Raw genomic sequence first — 18,997 nt, forward strand, 5'->3', positions numbered from 1 at the left:
TAAATAATTTCCGAATTCAGGTTAGTATTCTTTTCTCTTGTTAAAGATTTACGTGCAATTTGCAACACTTCTATAAAACCATTAGATACTCCTCTCAAGCCCTACACCCCTCAAGGCATTCAAACTCACCAATGCGAAGAAGAAGAAAGATCCCAGTGCTATTTTTTCAAAACTGATGTCAAAATCCAGTAAAACCCCAAAAACCACGGGACCCACGGCTGTGGAAAATACCATTGCCGTGGTAAACAAGCTTCTAACCGAACCGATGACCTTTACGCCAAACATTTCTGCCATAGCGGCATTTTTTACGGTATTGCCAAAGCCATTGCTAATGCCTATTCCGCTGATCAGCGCAAGATATACCCACTTTGCATCAAAAAAGAATAGGCATATCAATCCAATGCCGAATGGCAATAAATAAAAAGGAAAAAGCACCCGCCCGGAAAATCGATCTGCCAGCCAACCGGCAGCAATAGTACTCATGGCATTCCCAAAGGCATAGGAGGAAAATGTGGCTGCAATAAAAGTGGCGTCCCAGCCTTTGACTTCTCCAAGTTTTAATTGAAAAAACAAAAAAGCGGTACCGATGCTGCCCGAGGCAAAACTACTGGGTGCCAATATCCAAAAGGACTTTTTGCCCAAGATCTTTAAAATGGCCGCTTCCTTTAAATCTTCCTTGCTCTGAACGGATGCTACAAACAGCTTTAATTTGGAAAACCTTTTTCCCCGCATCAATAAATATAGTGAAAGGGGAATAGCCACTGCAACTACCACAGCAGCGCAAATCAGGGAAATTCGCCAGCCAAATAGGGCCATAAGGGAAACTATGATAATGGGAAAGATAGCCTCTCCAGCAGGGTGTCCCAATGCGGCAAAGCTTACTGCCTTTCCCCTGTTTTTTTCAAAAAACCGTACCATACTTGTCATGGCAGTATGTGACATCATCCCTTGGCCAAAAAGGCGTACGCCATAAAGTGCGAAAAAAAGTACGGGTACATAATAAGATTGTGAAAAAACCAAAAGCGAAAGCACAAAGCCAATCATCACACGGCTGCTGAAAATGGGCAGCTTTAACTTATCAATAAATCGGCCCGCCCAACTCAATGTAAATGCGCTGCTCAGTGTGGCTAGTGCATACAGGCTGCTGAACTCGGCATCTGACAGCGAAAAAACGGCTTGCAGTTTTGGCACAAAAAGGGAAATAAAAAATGTCTGCCCAAACCCTGAGAGAAAGGTGAACAAAAACCCAAACAGCAGCAGGTGAAAATTGTCTTTAAAAAAGTCAGGTTTGAGGCGCATAATTTTAAAAGTGCAAAGCTAAGCTTTACTTGTGTTTTGTGCATGTTTAAGAAAGTACTTGTACTCAGCTTCAAGCCCTGATTTTTTTTATCCGAACCCTAATTTTTTAATCAAACACTCCCTTTGTTGTTCGCGCTTATTTTAGACCTGTAAAACATAAACTGAATGGAAACTGCGCAGCTTAAAGAAGAGAGGAAAACACTTCCCAAAGACAAAAGCTATTATTGGAATTGCTGGAAACTATATAGCAATAAAGGCAGGCAATACTGGAAATTTGAGCTGCCAAATGACCTCAAAGGCGAAATTCAAAATGAGCAGGATTGGGAAAAGCCACAAGGCCGGACATTTTTAAAAGAAATATCAGCAGCATTCAGCTATGATAAAAGCAAGAATCCCAATTCCTCCGATTTACTTTTAAGGCGAAAGGCAAAAGCAGGGGAGATCAGTCATGAGTTGATCAATAAAGCGGAACAGATCAGCGATGCCAATAAAAAAGTAGCCTTTCTGGCAGCAAACAAAGGCTTTGACTTTTACCGATCGCTTCAAATGCCCGATGGCAATTGGGCGGGCGATTATGGTGGGCCATTGTTTCTACTGCCCGGCCTGGTGATTGTGTCCTACATTACCCAAACACCTTTTTCTTCCCCTGAAAAAACACTCATGATCCGTTATATGCTGAACCACCAGAATGATGATGGGGGATGGGGGCTGCACATCGAAGACCGATCGACCATGTTTGGGACTGTTCTGCAATATGTCGCTTTGCGTTTGCTGGGAAAAGCAGCATTAGATCCCGCAATGAAAAAAGCGCGCAAGTGGATTCAGCAGCATGGTGGGGCAACTGAAGTGCCTTTGTGGGGCAAGTTCTACCTATCTGTTTTGGGCGTGTATGAATGGGAAGGCAACAATACTTTTTATCCCGAAGCCTGGCTTTTGCCCGAATCATTGCCGGTTCATCCGAGCCGGTACTGGAACCATGCACGGATGGTATATATGCCCATGTCTTATTGTTATGCAGTTAAATTAAAAGCTGAACCCACTGCCATTACCAAGGCATTGAAAACTGAATTGTACACGGAGAAATATTCGAAAATTGACTGGAAAAGCGCCAGGGATAAAATTTGCGAGGAAGACCTGTACAAAGCTCCATCAAAGTGGCTGGATTTTTTCAATTTCTTTATGAACGGCTATGAAAAAGTCCATTCTAAATTTTTGAGAAAGAAAACCACCGATTTTCTGGAAAAATACATTGATGCAGAAGACCGGCACACCAATTATATCAATGTAGGGCCGGTCAATCAAGTGCTGAATTCCCTTTGCGTTTGGCATATAAAAGGTAAAGAATCACCTGAATTTAAAAAACATGTGCAGCGATGGAAGGATTATTTGTGGGTTGCGGAAGATGGCATGAAGATGAACGGTTATAATGGCTCGCAGCTATGGGATACCACTTTTGCTGCACAGGCTTTGCTGGAATGCAAATTAGACAGTGTATTTCCTGAAACGACTCAGAAAATATACAGCTATCTGGATCAAACACAGATACAAAAAAACGAGCCCGATTACGAGCAGTTTTTCCGCGACAATGGCTTTGGTTGCTGGCCATTTTCAACACAATCGCATGACTGGCCGATTACGGATTGTACAAGTGAGGCCATGAAATCCGCATTGTTGTTGGAAAAAAGTCCTGCACTTGAGAATATGGCTGAAAAAATTAATCCTGAAAGGTATAAACCAGCGATAGACTTTCTGCTCAAATTGCAAAACGATGATGGTGGCTGGGCAACCTATGAAAACATCAGGGGTTCCAAATGGCTGGAAAAGCTCAATCCTTCGGGCATATTTGCAGATATTATGGTGGAATACAGTTATGTGGAATGCACTTCTGCTACAATTCAGGCATTGAAAAAATACAATCATTTTTTTCCAAATTACAGGGCTGAAGAAATCAAAAAAGCCATAGGGAATGGCCGGGAATTTATTTTGAAAAAGCAGCGCAACAATGGCTCCTGGTATGGCTCCTGGGCAGTATGTTTCACTTATGGTACCTGGTTTGGAATTGAGGGTTTGCTGGCAGCAGGAGCAAAATCTTATCAGGCAGGTTTTCCTGATCATGAAATTCAAAAAGCCTGTGAGTTTTTGGTAGGCATTCAAAAACCCGATGGAAGTTGGGGAGAATCTGCACAATCTTGTGTAGATAAGAGTTATCATGAACACAAAGAAGGACAGGTGGTAAATACAGCCTGGGCTTTATTGGCCTTAATGGCTGCTGATTATCCTGAAAAAACAGTGACTGACAAAGGCATTCGTTTTTTAATTGACAAGCAAGAAAAAAGCGGTGACTGGTCGCAACAGGGAATTTCCGGAGTGTTCAATGGCAATTGCATGATTACTTATACCGCCTATAGAAATGTGTTTCCGCTTTGGGCTTTGGGTCGGTATGCGCATATGAAATGAGCATTCCTCATTTTTTCATGTCCAATAAAAACTTCATTGTATCCACCCCATCGGCATAGTCCATTAGTCCGGGCGATTGAGCTGTCCCAAAACCCAAATGATTTTCACCTACCACACACTGTATTTTGTTTTGCTCTGCCTTTAAAATCTGCTCAGCTTCTTCCCTTGATTTGTAAAACTGATAATGCAAAGTAGCAATAGGAGAGGGAATAGAATCAGATGCTTTTAGCAATATAGCATCACCTTGTAAAAAAGGAATTTGATTGAGCAGCATTATGCTCAGTTGATAGTCGAAATTGTTCTTGTATTTATTGTTGTCCAAAACCCATTTGTAGCTTTCAAAGACATCGAGCATTTGTTTGAAATCGTAATTTTCAGGCACCAGCAAATGTGAAATATTGCGGCAGCCCAGACCGAAATAACCAAAGACATCATTTCCCAATGCCATCAGTTCAGCATCGCTTTCATTGCCGCTGATTATTGCCAATGAGTTTCTGTTTTTACGGATAATATGTGGGTATTTGCCAAAGTAATATTCAAAATAGCGGGAAGTATTGTTGCCTCCCGTGGCTATTACAGCATCAAAATCTTTCAGCCTTTCAACCACTTCAATTTGCGCATGCAATGCAGGCTGGTTTTCTTGCATTTTAGCAAAAAGGTATTTCCATAAAGCACTGTCTTTTGAAGACAGTTTAACCTGCGCCTTGTTTCCGCTCATAAGAACAGCCAGTAAATCATGAAAACCTACCAGAGGAATATTTCCCGCCATTATCAGCGCTATATTTTTAGCGGGTTTTTCCATCAAATCGCTGTTGTAGTGATTAATCCAATGCTCAAGTTTGTTGGCTGAAAGCATTTGCTCTTTTATAGATTTGAGTGCCTGTTTTTGATGTTCGTGAATAAACCAGCGATTCTCCTGCCAGGCTTTTTCCATAGCATTTTCAAGGCCTTCATTCTCATTGAGGAAACATTCACCCCATTCAATAATTTGTTTAATTCTTTCTTCTGCCTGCATACAAACTTTTTTTCAATATTCGTGTTGATTGCCTTGAATTAGAGCTTTTCAAGGCTTATTTTTGCAGCAAATTTAACTAAAAGAAAATGCCCTTATGGCTATAATTATAACAGATGAATGTATCAATTGTGGAGCTTGTGAGCCGGAATGCCCTAATAATGCGATCTACGAAGGCGGAATAGAATGGGCTTTTGCCGATGGAAATACGGTGGAGGGAGCGATCACTTTGGAAGATGGCCGCGAAATAGATGTAAATGAAAAGCAAGAACCTGTTTCTGAAGAAATCTATTATATAGTGCCCGATAAATGTACCGAATGTGTTGGATTTCACGAAGAACCCCAATGTGCTGCTGTTTGTCCTGTTGATTGCTGTGTGCCTGATCCCGATAGGGAAGAAACGGAAGATCAACTCTTAGAGAAAAAAGAGAACATGCATTTATAATGCCCGCATTCTTTACACGCACAATGATGCTTTGTGATTTTTAGGAATTTAATTGTAGAAGCACTTGTTTCTTTTTTGTATTTTCACATAGCTTAATAAAATTCAGGCATTTTAAAACAATAAATTTCGATCATCACATCAAACTTGATCTTGAAAAAAATCCCTTCATTATATTTGCCACAATTTTTTTACGAAAAATGAACTTCATGAACTTGAAAAAACTATCTCTTTTACTTTCGGCTGTTTTAGCTTTTGTTAATGTATATGCTCAGCCATGTACATACGGAACACCTGACCCCACCTATTGGACCGGAGCTGATGATTTCTATTTCGGTTTCACTATTGACAGAGACACAACAGATGTTGATACTGCTTATTTTACCCAGGGCGTGGATACGACTATTTTCATGCAGTATTTATTGCCTAAAAAACAAGCGGTAACAAGTCCTGTTACCGGTACAGCAACAGTAAACTCTGTTCAAATATTGGGTGTTGCCGGGTTGCCCATAGGTTTAAATTACACGCCCGATTCCGTTGCTGCCGCCAATAACAATACTTATTATCCTCAAGATTACCGCTATGGAGCAGTTACTATTTGTGGAGAAACATTTGCTACACCAGGCTTAAAAGTTTTGACTGTAACGGTTGAAGGCTGTGGTTCGCTTTCTGGGATCAGCCAATGTCAGAATCAAACTTTTCCATTATTTATAAGGGTTTTGCCAGGCTCTTCTGCTGGTGTGATTTCTATGACCCCGCCAAATGGTTGTGAAGAAGCCAATATTAATTTCGCAAAACAAATCCCTGATCCCAATCCGAATTTGTTTACAACAGAATACGAATGGGATTTTGCCGGACTGGATTCTGCAGATGGCCCTACAGCTTCTTACTTCTTTGACTCACCGGGTGTATATCCCATCACATTGACCCAGACGATTTATGAGTATTATATTTCTGAAGTTTCAGTAACACTAAGCGGTGGCTGGTGGGGTGATGTTGAAGAAGCATTTGCATCTCAGGATCCAGAACCCTATATGTATGTTAATGCTGGTGGTGCAGCAGATTTGGTTGGACTTACGTCCAATAACCCCAGCGGTAGAAGTAGAACATGGACTGGCTTGGATATTGCTATTTCAGACACTTCAATTTCCTTTAATGCATTTGATGAAGATGGCCGTTGTCCTTTGGTTTGTTCACAAGATGATGATTTAGGAACTGCAATTTCATCAATAATACCTACAACTTCCTCTCCAACTACTACTTATGGTTTCATACATAATAATTTTACTGGTGCATTTAAGGTAAATAAGAGAGTGCTTCAAACCACCGAATACAAGGATACAGTTACCATTTATGATTTGAGCACAACAACAATTTCTGCGCCCGATGGCCTTGATTTATGCCAGGGAGACAGTTTGTTGCTCGATGCTGGCCCCGGTTTTGATTATTACCAGTGGTTCAGGGATACGACCCAGCTTTTCGGAGCTGATTCCCAAACCATTAAAGTTGGTGTGCCCGGAAATTATTATGTGGAAGTGCTGGAACCCGGCAATATTTGTCCCGGATTTTCCGATACCGTAGAAGTTATAATCGAACCTGTAAGTACTCCTATAATCAATATCAGTACTGACGGTTCTTTTCTTTATGTAAACAATCCTGACAGCTTCCAGGTACAATGGTATTTGGATAGTGTGGCAATTCCTGGTGAAGAATCCGATACATTTGAAACTCTGGGTTCTGCCGGCCCTTTTACTGTGAGTTTCACCAATGATATTGGATGTGAGGTATTTTCTGCTCCTTTCGAGCAATGTGTAGAAGGCGTAGCTGATTTATTGCAGATTGATCCATTATCCTGTAATTGTTCAGCTAATGATGGTCAATCCTACAATGTGACTTCTTCAGGATTTGCCCTGAAAAGCGGAAGTGACCTTGCCTGGGCTATTAGTCCTGTTTCCGATGGGTTGTTGGAAACAGATGCGCAGGTTGCTGCAGCAGCAGATAATGAACTGGTTTTCTTATCTAACAGCGATGGCAGTTTTGATCTTGACGCTTGTAATTTGGGAGATTTAGCTGAAGGAACTTATTACCTTACACCATTTGCTATAGAGGCTGTTGTACAAGACACTGTAGTATGGGACACCCTTGAAGGATGTCGCCCAAGACTTGAAATATGCCCGGATATTATTGGAGATCAAGGTTGGTCAATTAATCCATTGGTATTTACTTTCCCTAATGGCAATACAGTTAATATTAATGATGAATTTGCATTTGGCAATTCTATTAACCAGGCATTGTGGGATATTGCCGGTGGAATTTGTTTCCCGCTTACATCCCTTTATCTCGGAAATCCAAATGGAGAGTGGAAGATACAGGCAACCAATAATGGAACAGGAGCAGTGACTGTTACTTTACCTCCGTTTAATGTTTTCGTTAGTGGAGATACTTGCAACCTTATTTCACAAGATCAGATGATTAATTTCGATCCTCTGGAAATAACTTTGAACCCGGGTGAAAGTAAAACTGTAACCATTACAGTGCCACCTTTACCGGCAGATTTCCCTACAGTACAGGCTTCATGCCGAGCATTCGGTCAGCCAATTGAGTTTCAATACAATGGCAATTGTACTTCAGTAGAAAACATCGAAGGCAAGCTGGAGACTTTCAATGTTTATCCAAACCCGAACAATGGCAATTTTGTGGTAGAATTTGAATTGATGCAACCTGAACAGATTCATTTGAGTCTATACAATGCAACAGGTCAAACAATTGCCCGTGAATCATGGAATGGCGTGTCAGGTTCTTATAGAAAAAGCTATAATTTCGATAATTTGCCTGCCGGAGTTTATTTGATTCAATTGAACACAGCAAGCGAGCAAATGACCAAAAAAGTGATAATTCAATAAAGGGCTTGTGGATAAGTCTTAATTGTGAGTTAAATAATTATTTATTTTTGAACCAAATACTTTTTAATTAAAAACTAACCAAAAACAAAAAAACATGAAAAACGTATTGAAAATTTTAAGCTTATTTTTAGTTGTCTCACTGGCTTTTATGGCTTGTGGTGATGATGAAGAACCAACAGATCCTTGTGATGCTATAACTTGCCAAAATGGTGGTACTTGTGTCGATGGTGATTGCGAATGTATAGATGGATATACTGGTGATAGATGTCAAACTCCTCCTGCAACTGGCAATACTGATGAATGTGGGGATTACGTATTTACTGAAGAATATGGTTTAGAGCCGGATTATGATGGCTTGGAATGTATATTCTTGAATGAATCTTATATTGATACTGTTCACATCAAAAACTTCACAACTGTTGAAACATCTGGAGGTTCAACTATTACAGTTAACTCTTTAAGAGTAGATTCATTAACAAATGTACCTACAGGTATTTCTTATGCTTTCGATAAAGGAGAAGTGCCAGTAACTTATGCATCTGGTGAACAAGGATGTATTTATATTACTGGAACAACAACTGCTCAAGTTGGAGATTATAAATTAGGAATTTGGGTAACTGTAGATATTGAAGGTATAGGCACGATATCCAATGAAGCTTCAGCATTAATTGATCAAGTTGCGCCTAATTCGGATTTAGACTTTGCTTATTATCTGAGAGTAAGAGCAGCAGGAACTCAGTGTACAGCTGTTGATACTGCAAATGCTATTGAATAAGTTGTATAGTTTTTAGATAAAACATTTAATAAAGCTGCCCGATTTGTTTTGGGCAGCTTTTCATTTAAAAGTAAAAAATCATGAAAAATCTATTGAAAATATTAAGCTTATTTTTTATCCTGTCAATTTTTATTGTAGCATGCGGTAAAGATGATGAAGACACAGATCTCTGTGCAGAAATCACTTGTGTAAATGGTGAATGTGTAGATGGTGATTGTGTCTGTGAAGAAGGTTACACAGGAGAAAACTGCGAAATTGCACCTGCAAACCATGATTCGGATATTTGCGACCGGGATGCATACACCTTTGAAGAAGATTCTTTTGGTTTGGCGCCCAATCACAATGAGTTGGCATGTATCGTTCAGGGAGAAGATTACAATGAAGTTATTTACATTAAAAACTTTACTGTAATCCAGTTTCAGGGCAATGATATTGAAGTAGAATATCTTACCATTGATTCTCTCACTAATTTACCGGAAGGTATTGAGTATGAGTTCTCCAATTCTAACAGAACTTTTGCTCCGGGAGAACATGGCTGTATCAGTTTAAGTGGTTTGAGTACTGTAGCTGAAGGAGACTACAAATTGGGCGTTTATGTAACTGTTAAAGTCAATGTGCTTGAAAACCCAATAAGTGATGAAGCTACCTCGCTTGCAGTAAATAATGGAGTTGATATGGATTTTACCTATTATCTTCGCGTAAGAGCAGATGGTGCGCCATGCGATGATGTTGTAGAGTAATTATCAATTGCTTATAAAATAAAAACCCTTGCAGAAACTTTTTCTGTAAACCTGAGTTTGATAATTATTAAAAAGCTCAGAAATTCATTAAAACGCAATAGGCAAGGCGCCATTTGTGAAGGTCTATCGGGATAAACCAAGCAAATGCAACGCAGCAAATTGCGTTTTATGGATTTCAAATGTCAGAAAACAGCGATCTTCTTCCTGGAAATATCTCAAAATAGCCCGCTATTCCATCAATATTCCCAGTCGAATCTCACTATTTTCTGGCATTCTGAGCAATAAATAATTTCCGAACGCAGGTTTAAGGGTTTTTTTATATTTTTGAACAAAACTCCTTTATTATGAAGACAGTAGATCAATGGTTGGATGAATATGGCGAAAGCCATAAAAACAAAACCAACAAGCTCATTCACTGGATATGCATACCCTTAATTGTATTCTCTTTGGTAGGCCTTCTTTGGATTATACCCACACCGGCAATTTTTGAATCGTCAACATATCTCAATTGGGCGACCATTGTTTTGGCCGCAGCATTGCTTTTTTACATCCGATTATCCATACCATTGTTTATCGGCTTTGTAATTATCTCTGCCTTAATGGTATTGGGCAATGCCACATTGTTTCAAATGTTGGATGAAAACTGGGTCTATCACTTGTTGGTTTCGGTTGGTATTTTTGTAATCGCATGGATCGGGCAGTTTATCGGGCACAATATTGAAGGCAAAAAACCTTCTTTCTTTAAGGATTTGCAGTTTTTGCTGATCGGTCCGGCCTGGCTTTTACATTTTATGTTGAAAAGTGTTGGGCTTCCTTATAAAAACAGCTGATATTCCCGGTTGAAATTAATTATGGATTTTCCATTGTCGTTTTTACAATGTACTTTTTACTACCATTCAAATTTTAAATACACTATAATATGAAAAAGAATCTATTGATTTTTTCACTTGTTTTCTTCTGCTTTTCAGTCCATTTTATACAAGCGCAAGACCAGCCTACCGGGCAGGAGCTTTTAAATAAAATGCTTCAATCCATTAAAAAAGTCAACACACTCACCTACACGCTAAAAGCATGGGAAAGGCTTGATAATGGAAGCAAGACACAATACAATGAGATGCTTACCCATTTTCAAAAACAACCATTGAGAATTTATGTCAAAAATTTTTCTCCGCCCAATGAAGGTGTTGAGGTTTTATACAAAGAAAATGAACTCGATGGCAAAGCACTGGTAAATGCTAAAAAATGGTTGCCCAACTTAAAACTCGATCCTTACGGTAGTCAACTGCGCAAAGACCAACACCACACAATTTTTAATACGGGTTTTGAATACCTGGGCGGAATTGTCACTAAAGCACTTAACCGTGCAGCAAAAGAAGCCAAATCCCCTGATGAGATCAACCAGGTATTTGTGTATGATGGTGATGTTACATGGAATGGCATTTCCTGCTATAAGATTGTACTCTATGATCCAACATTTACTTATGAAGATTATGTAGTGAAACCTGGTGATAATTTGAATACACTTGCCGACAGGCGTGGAATTAATGCCTACCTGGTGATAGATAAAAACGACAATGTAAAATGGTTTGACAGTTTTCCTGAAGGAGAGCAAGTCAAGCTACCTACATCTTATGCCAAGAAGACCATTTTATACCTTGATAAAAGCAATATGCTGCCCATAGTGCAAATTATGCACGATGAAAAAGGGCAGTTTGAAAAATACGAATTTCACGATCTGAAAGTGAACCCACAGTTTGCTCCTGATCAATTCAGTGAAGATTATTCAGCTTATGGGTTTTGAGGTGTGATTGTTTTTTGTAAGACTTCCCAAGTCTAATTCCGATTGCTAATCGGAGTTTGGAAGTCTATCGTCATTGAAATGGGTAAATGGCTTTTTTGGAACAAAGGTACAAGCAGGATGCAATCAATATTTGAGTCCGCCCCGAAAAGCGGTCTGACGGCTGATTTATAGAATTATCAATGCGTAATGAATTATTTGAAACTTTTTAGAAAAGCCGTCTGACGGCTATTTCTTGCCCGAAGAATGACTTTAACTATTATATCAAACAGTAGCTTCAAGGTTGATTTTGTACATCCAGTTGTACTTGTCTTCTGCGCGAGATAGTTTGATTTTATTCAGCTCATCTTTTATCCGGTTTGAAATAATTCTGCTTTCGGGATCAGGTAAAATCAGATTTTTGTTTTTGTAGCCAATATTTGAAATATGTGAAATTGTGGCAGCGGTGCCAGTGCCAAAGGCATCCTTCAGTTCATTTTTATTATAAGCCTCAACTACTTCATCAATAGTAATTCTTCTTTCTTCAACTTCAATATCCCAATCGTGGAGCAATTGCAGAACACTATCCCTTGTAATACCTTCCAGGATAGTTCCCTGGCTTAAATCAGGGGTGATTATTTTATCACCAATTTGTATGAAAATATTCATGGTGCCGATTTCCTGCAAATACTTGAATTCTTTAGCGTCCATCCAAAGTATTTGGTCATAGCCTTCTTGTTTGGCCAAATTCACAGGATAAAGTGTGCCGGCATAGTTTCCCGCAGCCTTGGCTGTACCAGTACCTCCGGGGAATGCCCTTACATATTTCTCGGCAATTTTCACTTTTACCGGTTGGCTGTAATAAGCCTGTACAGGGCAAGTGAAAATCACAAATTTATAGTTGTCGGAAGCTTTAATTCCAACATATTCATCAGTAGCAAACATAAAAGGCCTGATATACAAGGATGCACCTTCACTTGTGGGAATCCATTCCTGATCAAGCTTTATCAGTTCAGTCATTGCATTTAAAAACAGTTCCTCGGAAATTTGGGGCATGGCCATTCTTTCAGCAGATCTGTTCATGCGCTGAATGTTCTTTTCGGGACGAAAAATCTGGATGTTCCCAGAATGATCTTTGTAGGCTTTTAAACCCTCAAAAATAGCCTGTCCATAATGAAGCGCAGAAGTTGAAGGATGCATAGAAAGGTTTTGAAAAGGGATGATTCTGGAATCTTTCCATGCACCATCAATAAAATCAACAACAAACATATGGTCGGAGAAAACCCGGCCAAATGGAATATTGTTGAAATCTACTTCATGAATTTTAGAAACGCTGTTCTTTTCTATCTTAATTTTGTAAGACATAGCTTAAATTTTTAGGTTTTCGCTAAAACACTGAAATCAAACTTCATGAACCAAAATAACTTGATAGAAGCTCAACCGGGAAATATGCTTTTTCTTAATTCCCGGAGATTATTTCAAATTAACGATACTCTTTCTGCATTTTATAAGGAGCAGATCGAGCAAATTGGAACAGCTAAAATAATCATTTTAGTTGATAAAACCGACCATCGCTTGCCTAATCCTGATAATAAACTATTGCTCCAGAATATGAGAAAAGCACTGGAAACTAAAGTAGCAACTACTGCAATGATCGAGATAGATAATGAAAACCCATTGTTGTGGAGACAGTTGAAAACAATGGTAGAGTCAAAGAATTTTATTCTTTTTGGCATCAATTTCTCAGATATTGGTATTCAGGCCAATAATTTTAAAAACAATATTATTCCTTTTGACGGGTCTTGTTTTTTGCTTACCAATGCACTTAGCGAGTTTCACGGCAATGCAGAATTGAAAAATAAGGTATGGAAGAAAATGCGCAATCTGACAGAAGTAAAAGTATGAACCTGAGTTTGGAAATTCTTTAGTGCTCAGCTTTTAAATAATTATCGAACTCACAGGTTATGAACAAACAAGAAATTTTATTTGCCACCGGAAATCCGAATAAAGTAAAAGAGATCAATCATTTGCTTCAAGGCAGTGTCTATTCTGTAAAAAGTTTGAAAGAAATGGGCATAGAAGAAGATATTCCAGAACCCTTTGATACTCTAAAGGAGAATGCTCAAGCCAAAGTAGATTATCTGATAAAGCTAAAAGGAACGCCCTGCATATCTGAAGATACAGGACTGGAAGTGAAAGCATTGAATGGTGCCCCAGGAGTTTTATCGGCCCGCTATGCCGGTGAAAGTAAAAATGCAGCAGACAATATTAGGCTATTGCTGAAAAATTTAGAAGGAATAAATGAAAGAACCGCACGTTTTAGAACAGTGATTTGTTATTGGGATGGAATTCAGTATCATTTTTTTGAAGGCATTGTGAATGGAAGCATTGCTGAAAAGCCAAAAGGTGTGAGTGGGTTTGGTTATGACCCTGTTTTCATACCGGAAAATCAGTATAGAACATTTGCAGAAATGACAGCGAATGAAAAAATAAATTTATCTCATAGGAGCAGAGCTTTTAACTCATTTCTGAATTTTTTAAAAAAACAAGACGATTAAATAAATATAAAAGCAATTTTTTGTAAATTTAAAGCAAACTTTCTCAAAAGGCTATAAACCCAATTAATCATGAAAATCAGTTATATAGGAGCTGTTTCAGACGATGACCTGATCAAAGGCTGTGTAGCCGGAGATCGCAAGGCACAATATGGGCTTTACAACAAGTATGCCCCTAAGATGTTCGGTATTTGTCTGCGTTATGCAAAAGACTACCACGCAGCCGAAGATGTGCTTCAAGATGCTTTTGTGAAAGTTTTTAAATACATCAACAAGTTCAGGAAAGAAGGCTCTTTTGAAGGATGGCTCAGAAGAATTTTTGTAAACACTTCCATAGAGCATTTGCGCAAATCCGTTAATCTTTACCCTATAGTAAATGATGCAGGAGAAGCTATAGAAATTCACGACCACACAGTTTTTGACAGTCTCGAACAACAAGATTTGCTTTACCTTGTACAGGAGCTCTCTCCTGGATACAGAACTGTTTTTAATCTATATGCCATAGAAGGCTATTCGCATAAGGAGATAGCTAAATTAATGGGCATAACCGAAGGAACCTCTAAGTCTCAATTGGCAAGAGCAAGACAGGTTTTGCAAAGAAAAATTACCACAACTCAAAAAATTTCTTTGGACGGAGTTTCTTAGAATTCAGGTGCAACTGATTCATCGAAAAGCTTATCTTAAAGAACTAAATCAAAAATAAATGCGCTTTAAACGCCCTTCAAATAATAACAAAGGAAATCTCGACAATACATTTCGAGATGGGTTAAGGGATATGCATGCCACTCCCGATCCGGATTTGTGGAACAGGGTGAGTGGTGATTTAGATGCGGATATAAAGAAGAGAAAATACAACCATTGGTATTTTGCTGCACTTCTGATTTTATTGCCGCTTACTTTGACCAATGTATTCATCAATTACGATTTAGAAGAATATTACAATGACTTTGCTTTCAGCGAAACAGTTTCAGACAACCCAATAGCTGAAGCTTCGGAGGCTACTGAAATTAAAGAACTTGTTTCATCAAGCAATCCCGTCTGGGCAATTTCAAGTTCAAAAAGTGCTCCCCAGGTTTCAAGTAACATAGAGAAAGCAGAACAAGGAAATAGCAGTACTGCAACAAATCAAAATACTACTTTGCGTGGCCAATTTTCAGGTGCTGAAAACTCAAATCGAAAAAAAACTTCGCAAAAAGCAAGAGCAATCCCACCTGCTGATGATTTAACAGATGCAGTAGGGCAGGAGCCCGTTTTTCTTGCCAGCCTTTCCCCTTCATTTATTGAAAATTCTACCGCTGTTTTGACCAATTCTCAAAACATAGAAAATAATGAGGCAGACAATATTCTAAATGACAAGGAACAGTTCAATGCTTTAAGCAAAACCCAAAGAAAAGAGGAGCTGAATGATTTGATGAAAGGGCTTTATGTAGGCGTTTCATCAGGAGTTCAATACAATAGATTGCTGAGAAGAGAAGGACAATTTGAACCGTTTTTGGGAGATAATGTCACACTTAGCAGTGCTCGTGCTTTTACTTATGGTGGAAAAATAGGCTGGAATTTCACGCGCTTTCTGGCATTTGAAACCGGGATTTACAGATCCGATTTAGATGTAAATTACCTGGACAATCGATACGATAAAATATTTACTGAAGGAAATATAAATGCTCGCTACATTGAAATTCCTTTTGCATTGAAATTCAGATATGCTGCATTTAATGGAATCAATAAGTTGCCGCATGGTATCAGTCTCAGTACCGGTATTACTTATGCACAATTGAGATCTGCCAGCATGACAATGAGCGATACTGAAATAGAAAATGCAAGTCAGTATTTTGAACCTTCACAATTGGCGCTGAATATAGGACTGGATTACGAATGGTTTGTGCATAAAAACATCTCTCTTTCTGCAGCTGCATCAGCAGCAGTTTTTTCATCAAAAGAAGATTTCCCTAAGTTTTCTGTGAAAAATGCCAATTCTGATCTTCGTCTGAATTATCAGTTCCAGGCAGGAATTAATTTTGTTTTACCTGTTTCTAAATAATGAATTTCCACGATAATTTTATTTTTTATCAATACAGATAGTAGATTTACATTGTGACTATCAGAATTCTATTTTTATTTATTGTTTTCTTTTTCAGTATTGAATCGCTTTTAGCAGGAGGGGTTCAGGGTTACGTGAAAGATGAAACCGGTGCTCCGCTTGCCTTTGTAAATGTATTTATCCCATCACTTCAAAAAGGCACTACCACAAATGAGGATGGTTATTATAAAATTGAACTGCCTTCAGGGACATACAATATTCAGTTTCAGTTTATTGGATTTGAAAGAAAAGAAATTGAAGTAGAGCTTGGCAGCAGTATGAAACTACTGAACCTTGTAATGAATGAAGAAGAGATTCAGCTCAATGAAGTGGTGGTAAGTGCTGATGCAGAAGATCCAGCCTATGCAATTATGCGTAAAGTCATTGAAAAGCGCGAATACCATTTAAATCAAGTGCAAGCCTATCAGGTAGAGGCTTATGTAAAAGGCTTACAGCGTATTTTGAGCGCTCCTGATAAAATCATGGGGCAAAGCATCAATATCGGAGGTGTTTTGGATTCTAATAATTCAGGAATTATTTACCTCTCTGAATCTATTTCAGACTTTTATTACAAAGCCCCCAATAAAACCAAAGAAATTGTAAAATCCTCGAAGGTTAGCGGTAGTAGTCAAACATTTACCTGGAACAGCACAGGAGGTTTTCAGGAGTTTAATTTTTACAAAAATAATTTCCAGTTTGATTTTCTTACAGATCGCTTGTTTGTTTCCCCTATTTCTGATAATGCATTCTTCTATTACGATTATCGCCTAGAAGGATTTTTTGAAGAAGATGGTCATTTGATCAATAAAATAAAGGTTATTCCAAAGCGGCAGAATGACCCTGTGTTTAGTGGCTATATCTATATTGTTGAAGACACCTGGAATATACATTCATTGGATTTGATGCTGACCAAGGCCAATCAGGTGAAGTTTATTGATACACTTGAAATCAGGCAGAACTATTTTGAGTTGAACGATACCTTGTGGATGCCACTTTCCCAGCGTTTCGATTTTAATTTTAATATCCTCAAAATCAATGCGGAAGGTTATTTTATTGGAATTTTCAGCAATTATAAAATCAATCCTGATCTGCCTGATGATATGTTTAGTAATGAATTGCTAAGAATTGAAGATAAAGCCAATCAGCTCAAAGAAGATTTCTGGGAAGAATACCGACCTATTCCATTAACTGAGACCGAAAAGCAGGACTACTACAAAAAAGAAAAATTAGAAGAATTGCGAAAGTCAAAAACCTATCTCGATTCAGTTGACCGAATGGCCAATAGCTTTACGCCCTCTGCACTTATATTGGGATATACCTATCAGCGCTCATATAAAAAATGGACATTGCAGACCAAGTCTTTACTGGATTTGGTGCAATTCAATACAGTAGAGGGTTTTAATTTCCGGCTTGATTTAAACATTCGCAAAGAATTGAAAAATGCCAGGGTTTTGAATTTAAACCCGGTTTTCCGCTATGGCTTGGAAAATACGCATTTCAATACCCATCTGGCTTCTGACTTTACTTATAATCCAAAAACATTTGGGAGAGTAGAGTTTGATTTTGGCCAATATGTTTTTCAATACAATAATAATGCACCTGTTAATGAGCTGGTGAATACTTTTTATTCGCTTTTTTATGAGGTCAATTACCTGAAAATTTTTGAGGAACGCTATATCAATTTGGGCTGGCGTCAAGAGTTGTTCAATGGTTTTTTCTTTTTTTCCAAAGTCCATTACGGACAGCGGAATTATTTAGAAAACACATCAGACCTTAAAGTTGTAGATAGAAAAGGAGTTGATTATAGCAGCAATCAGCCTGTAAACAATGAATGGGGGGGAGCATATCAGGACCATAATACCTTTAATTTACGCTTGAGAGCTTCTTACAGACCCGGACAGAAGTACATCTCACGGCCAGATCAAAAGCTTATATTCCAATCTAAATGGCCCACATTCGGCCTTACTTATAAAAAATCGGTACCAGGAATTTTTGAAAGTGTTCAAAATTATGATTTCCTGGAGTTTGACATCCAGCAGGAAGTGAAAATGGGACTTTTTGGACGTTCAAAATATCTTGTGAAACTGGGCAGTTTCCTCAATAAAAGCCGGGTAGAATTCCCCGATTTCAAGCATTTTGATGGCAACAGAACCATTATTGGACAAAACTATGCGGATGGCTTTCAAATGCTGCATTATTATCGTTTAAGTACCATCTCTGATTTTGTAGAAGCACATTTCCAACACAATTTTGATGGTTTTCTACTCAATAAAATTCCCGGTGTGAGAAAACTAAATTTACAATTGGTAGGAGGGGCGCATTTTATTTATTCGGAAGCCAATAAGGATTATCTTGAAATTGATGTAGGCATAGAAAATATCTTCAGAGTGATCAGAGTGGATTTTATTACTGCCCTAAGTTCCCAACAGCGTACCAGTTTTGGTTTTCGCATAGGCATAGACCTCAATTCTTTATAAGCTGTATCAATTTTTATTTTGTACCGAAACTTTCCACAAAGTAAACCGTAAAACAAATCACAATACAGCAATAAAATATGACTCACGATACTCTCCTTTAATTGTCTGCAGCAACTTAAAGGTCTTAAAAAGCTCCTTCGGTATTTATTTGCCGGGGGCTTTTTATTTTTAGCCCCTTTAGTGCGTACTTTTGTTTTAGTGCACGTCTCACGCACATAGCTGCTTTATTTTGAGAATTAATTTAAAATAAATATTTTAACCAATGTTTTCAGCCATTATCGGTTTGGAATTTTCATACAAAAGGCACGGAACGTCTCGTAAAGCAATTTGAAGATCGTGCTTGCTGGTAACACTTTTTTCTTAAAAGTAAGAATTGCTGCAACAAGTAAGACCCCGCTGGGGTCTGCAAAAGTTTTTTTCTTGGATTTTTATAAACATTGAATGCCTCCGGCATTGCTATCGCTGCATATTCAATTCTGT

16 protein-coding genes are annotated in these 18,997 nt (G+C 38.4%); 12 read left to right on the forward strand and 4 right to left on the reverse strand.

Annotation, left to right across the window (positions count from 1 at the left end; translation table 11 throughout):
- Window positions 1-81: 81 nt before the first annotated feature.
- A complete protein-coding gene (locus WD048_15385; protein ID MEX0813600.1) occupies window positions 82-1,299 on the reverse strand; it encodes an MFS transporter in 1,218 nt (405 codons plus the stop codon).
- A gap of 165 nt (window positions 1,300-1,464) precedes the next feature.
- Here WD048_15385 and WD048_15390 point away from each other — a divergent pair, with 165 nt between their 5' ends.
- Window positions 1,465-3,756, forward strand: a complete 2,292-nt coding sequence (locus WD048_15390) for a terpene cyclase/mutase family protein (GenBank protein ID MEX0813601.1) — start codon at window positions 1,465-1,467, stop codon at window positions 3,754-3,756.
- A 7-nt stretch (window positions 3,757-3,763) separates the two neighbouring features.
- On the opposite strand, the gene WD048_15395 is transcribed toward WD048_15390, so the two are convergent.
- Window positions 3,764-4,771 carry an acyl-CoA reductase gene (locus WD048_15395; GenBank protein ID MEX0813602.1) on the reverse strand — a complete coding sequence of 336 codons (1,008 nt, stop codon included), beginning with the start codon at window positions 4,769-4,771 and terminating at the stop codon, window positions 3,764-3,766.
- Window positions 4,772-4,865: 94 nt separating this feature from the next.
- Between WD048_15395 and WD048_15400 the strand changes: the two genes are divergently transcribed.
- From WD048_15400 to WD048_15425, 6 genes are all read left to right on the forward strand, one after another.
- Complete coding sequence (locus tag WD048_15400; GenBank protein ID MEX0813603.1) at window positions 4,866-5,213, forward strand: 4Fe-4S dicluster domain-containing protein; 348 nt, start codon at window positions 4,866-4,868, stop codon at window positions 5,211-5,213.
- A 206-nt stretch (window positions 5,214-5,419) separates the two neighbouring features.
- The gene (locus tag WD048_15405) at window positions 5,420-8,113 is read left to right on the forward strand and encodes a T9SS type A sorting domain-containing protein (protein ID MEX0813604.1); all 2,694 of its coding nucleotides are present in this window, start codon (window positions 5,420-5,422) and stop codon (window positions 8,111-8,113) included.
- 94 nt (window positions 8,114-8,207) lie between these two features.
- Window positions 8,208-8,888, forward strand: coding sequence for a hypothetical protein (locus tag WD048_15410; protein MEX0813605.1), 681 nt, complete (start codon window positions 8,208-8,210; stop codon window positions 8,886-8,888).
- A gap of 80 nt (window positions 8,889-8,968) precedes the next feature.
- Window positions 8,969-9,628 carry a hypothetical protein gene (locus tag WD048_15415; protein ID MEX0813606.1) on the forward strand — a complete coding sequence of 220 codons (660 nt, stop codon included), beginning with the start codon at window positions 8,969-8,971 and terminating at the stop codon, window positions 9,626-9,628.
- 344 nt (window positions 9,629-9,972) lie between these two features.
- A complete protein-coding gene (locus WD048_15420) occupies window positions 9,973-10,458 on the forward strand; it encodes an Mpo1-like protein (protein MEX0813607.1) in 486 nt (161 codons plus the stop codon).
- A gap of 89 nt (window positions 10,459-10,547) precedes the next feature.
- The gene (locus WD048_15425) at window positions 10,548-11,429 is read left to right on the forward strand and encodes a DUF1571 domain-containing protein (protein MEX0813608.1); all 882 of its coding nucleotides are present in this window, start codon (window positions 10,548-10,550) and stop codon (window positions 11,427-11,429) included.
- Window positions 11,430-11,690: 261 nt separating this feature from the next.
- Here WD048_15425 and WD048_15430 read toward each other — a convergent pair whose 3' ends face one another.
- On the reverse strand, window positions 11,691-12,770 hold the full coding sequence (locus WD048_15430; GenBank protein ID MEX0813609.1) for a branched-chain amino acid aminotransferase: 1,080 nt from the start codon (window positions 12,768-12,770) through the stop codon (window positions 11,691-11,693).
- Between the two features lie 45 nt (window positions 12,771-12,815).
- On the opposite strand from WD048_15430, the gene WD048_15435 reads away from it, so the two are divergent.
- The 5 genes from WD048_15435 to WD048_15455 all read left to right on the forward strand — a co-directional run bounded on the left by WD048_15435 (window position 12,816) and on the right by WD048_15455 (window position 18,517).
- Window positions 12,816-13,310 (forward strand): hypothetical protein, encoded by a 495-nt coding sequence (locus WD048_15435; protein MEX0813610.1) that lies wholly within the window; start codon window positions 12,816-12,818, stop codon window positions 13,308-13,310.
- Between the two features lie 59 nt (window positions 13,311-13,369).
- Window positions 13,370-13,963, forward strand: a complete 594-nt coding sequence (rdgB, locus tag WD048_15440; GenBank protein ID MEX0813611.1) for an RdgB/HAM1 family non-canonical purine NTP pyrophosphatase — start codon at window positions 13,370-13,372, stop codon at window positions 13,961-13,963.
- A 69-nt stretch (window positions 13,964-14,032) separates the two neighbouring features.
- Entirely contained in the window at window positions 14,033-14,605 is a 573-nt protein-coding gene (locus WD048_15445) for an RNA polymerase sigma factor (GenBank protein MEX0813612.1), read from the forward strand.
- Between the two features lie 58 nt (window positions 14,606-14,663).
- Window positions 14,664-16,001 carry a hypothetical protein gene (locus WD048_15450; GenBank protein ID MEX0813613.1) on the forward strand — a complete coding sequence of 446 codons (1,338 nt, stop codon included), beginning with the start codon at window positions 14,664-14,666 and terminating at the stop codon, window positions 15,999-16,001.
- A gap of 53 nt (window positions 16,002-16,054) precedes the next feature.
- Window positions 16,055-18,517 carry a DUF5686 and carboxypeptidase regulatory-like domain-containing protein gene (locus WD048_15455; GenBank protein ID MEX0813614.1) on the forward strand — a complete coding sequence of 821 codons (2,463 nt, stop codon included), beginning with the start codon at window positions 16,055-16,057 and terminating at the stop codon, window positions 18,515-18,517.
- A 292-nt stretch (window positions 18,518-18,809) separates the two neighbouring features.
- Here the strand turns inward: WD048_15455 and WD048_15460 are convergent.
- On the reverse strand, window positions 18,810-18,997 hold a 188-nt coding region (locus WD048_15460), incomplete at its 5' end, for a hypothetical protein (protein ID MEX0813615.1).

It is taken from the genome of Chitinophagales bacterium (genome assembly GCA_040877935.1).
Taxonomy (GTDB): domain Bacteria; phylum Bacteroidota; class Bacteroidia; order Chitinophagales; family CAIOSU01; genus JBBDNB01.

What these genes read in the sequence shown, in the direction of transcription:
- WD048_15395 (MEX0813602.1), bottom strand. Translation starts at nt 4,771, where the DNA reads ATGCAGGCAGAAGAAAGAATTAAACAAATTATTGAATGGGGTGAATGT.
- WD048_15415 (MEX0813606.1), top strand. Translation starts at nt 8,969, where the DNA reads ATGAAAAATCTATTGAAAATATTAAGCTTATTTTTTATCCTGTCAATT.
- WD048_15405 (MEX0813604.1), top strand. Translation starts at nt 5,420, where the DNA reads ATGAACTTGAAAAAACTATCTCTTTTACTTTCGGCTGTTTTAGCTTTT.
- WD048_15450 (MEX0813613.1), top strand. Translation starts at nt 14,664, where the DNA reads ATGCGCTTTAAACGCCCTTCAAATAATAACAAAGGAAATCTCGACAAT.
- WD048_15430 (MEX0813609.1), bottom strand. Translation starts at nt 12,770, where the DNA reads ATGTCTTACAAAATTAAGATAGAAAAGAACAGCGTTTCTAAAATTCAT.
- WD048_15385 (MEX0813600.1), bottom strand. Translation starts at nt 1,299, where the DNA reads ATGCGCCTCAAACCTGACTTTTTTAAAGACAATTTTCACCTGCTGCTG.
- WD048_15435 (MEX0813610.1), top strand. Translation starts at nt 12,816, where the DNA reads ATGAACCAAAATAACTTGATAGAAGCTCAACCGGGAAATATGCTTTTT.
- WD048_15400 (MEX0813603.1), top strand. Translation starts at nt 4,866, where the DNA reads ATGGCTATAATTATAACAGATGAATGTATCAATTGTGGAGCTTGTGAG.
- WD048_15445 (MEX0813612.1), top strand. Translation starts at nt 14,033, where the DNA reads ATGAAAATCAGTTATATAGGAGCTGTTTCAGACGATGACCTGATCAAA.
- WD048_15390 (MEX0813601.1), top strand. Translation starts at nt 1,465, where the DNA reads ATGGAAACTGCGCAGCTTAAAGAAGAGAGGAAAACACTTCCCAAAGAC.
- WD048_15425 (MEX0813608.1), top strand. Translation starts at nt 10,548, where the DNA reads ATGAAAAAGAATCTATTGATTTTTTCACTTGTTTTCTTCTGCTTTTCA.
- WD048_15410 (MEX0813605.1), top strand. Translation starts at nt 8,208, where the DNA reads ATGAAAAACGTATTGAAAATTTTAAGCTTATTTTTAGTTGTCTCACTG.
- WD048_15420 (MEX0813607.1), top strand. Translation starts at nt 9,973, where the DNA reads ATGAAGACAGTAGATCAATGGTTGGATGAATATGGCGAAAGCCATAAA.
- rdgB (MEX0813611.1), top strand. Translation starts at nt 13,370, where the DNA reads ATGAACAAACAAGAAATTTTATTTGCCACCGGAAATCCGAATAAAGTA.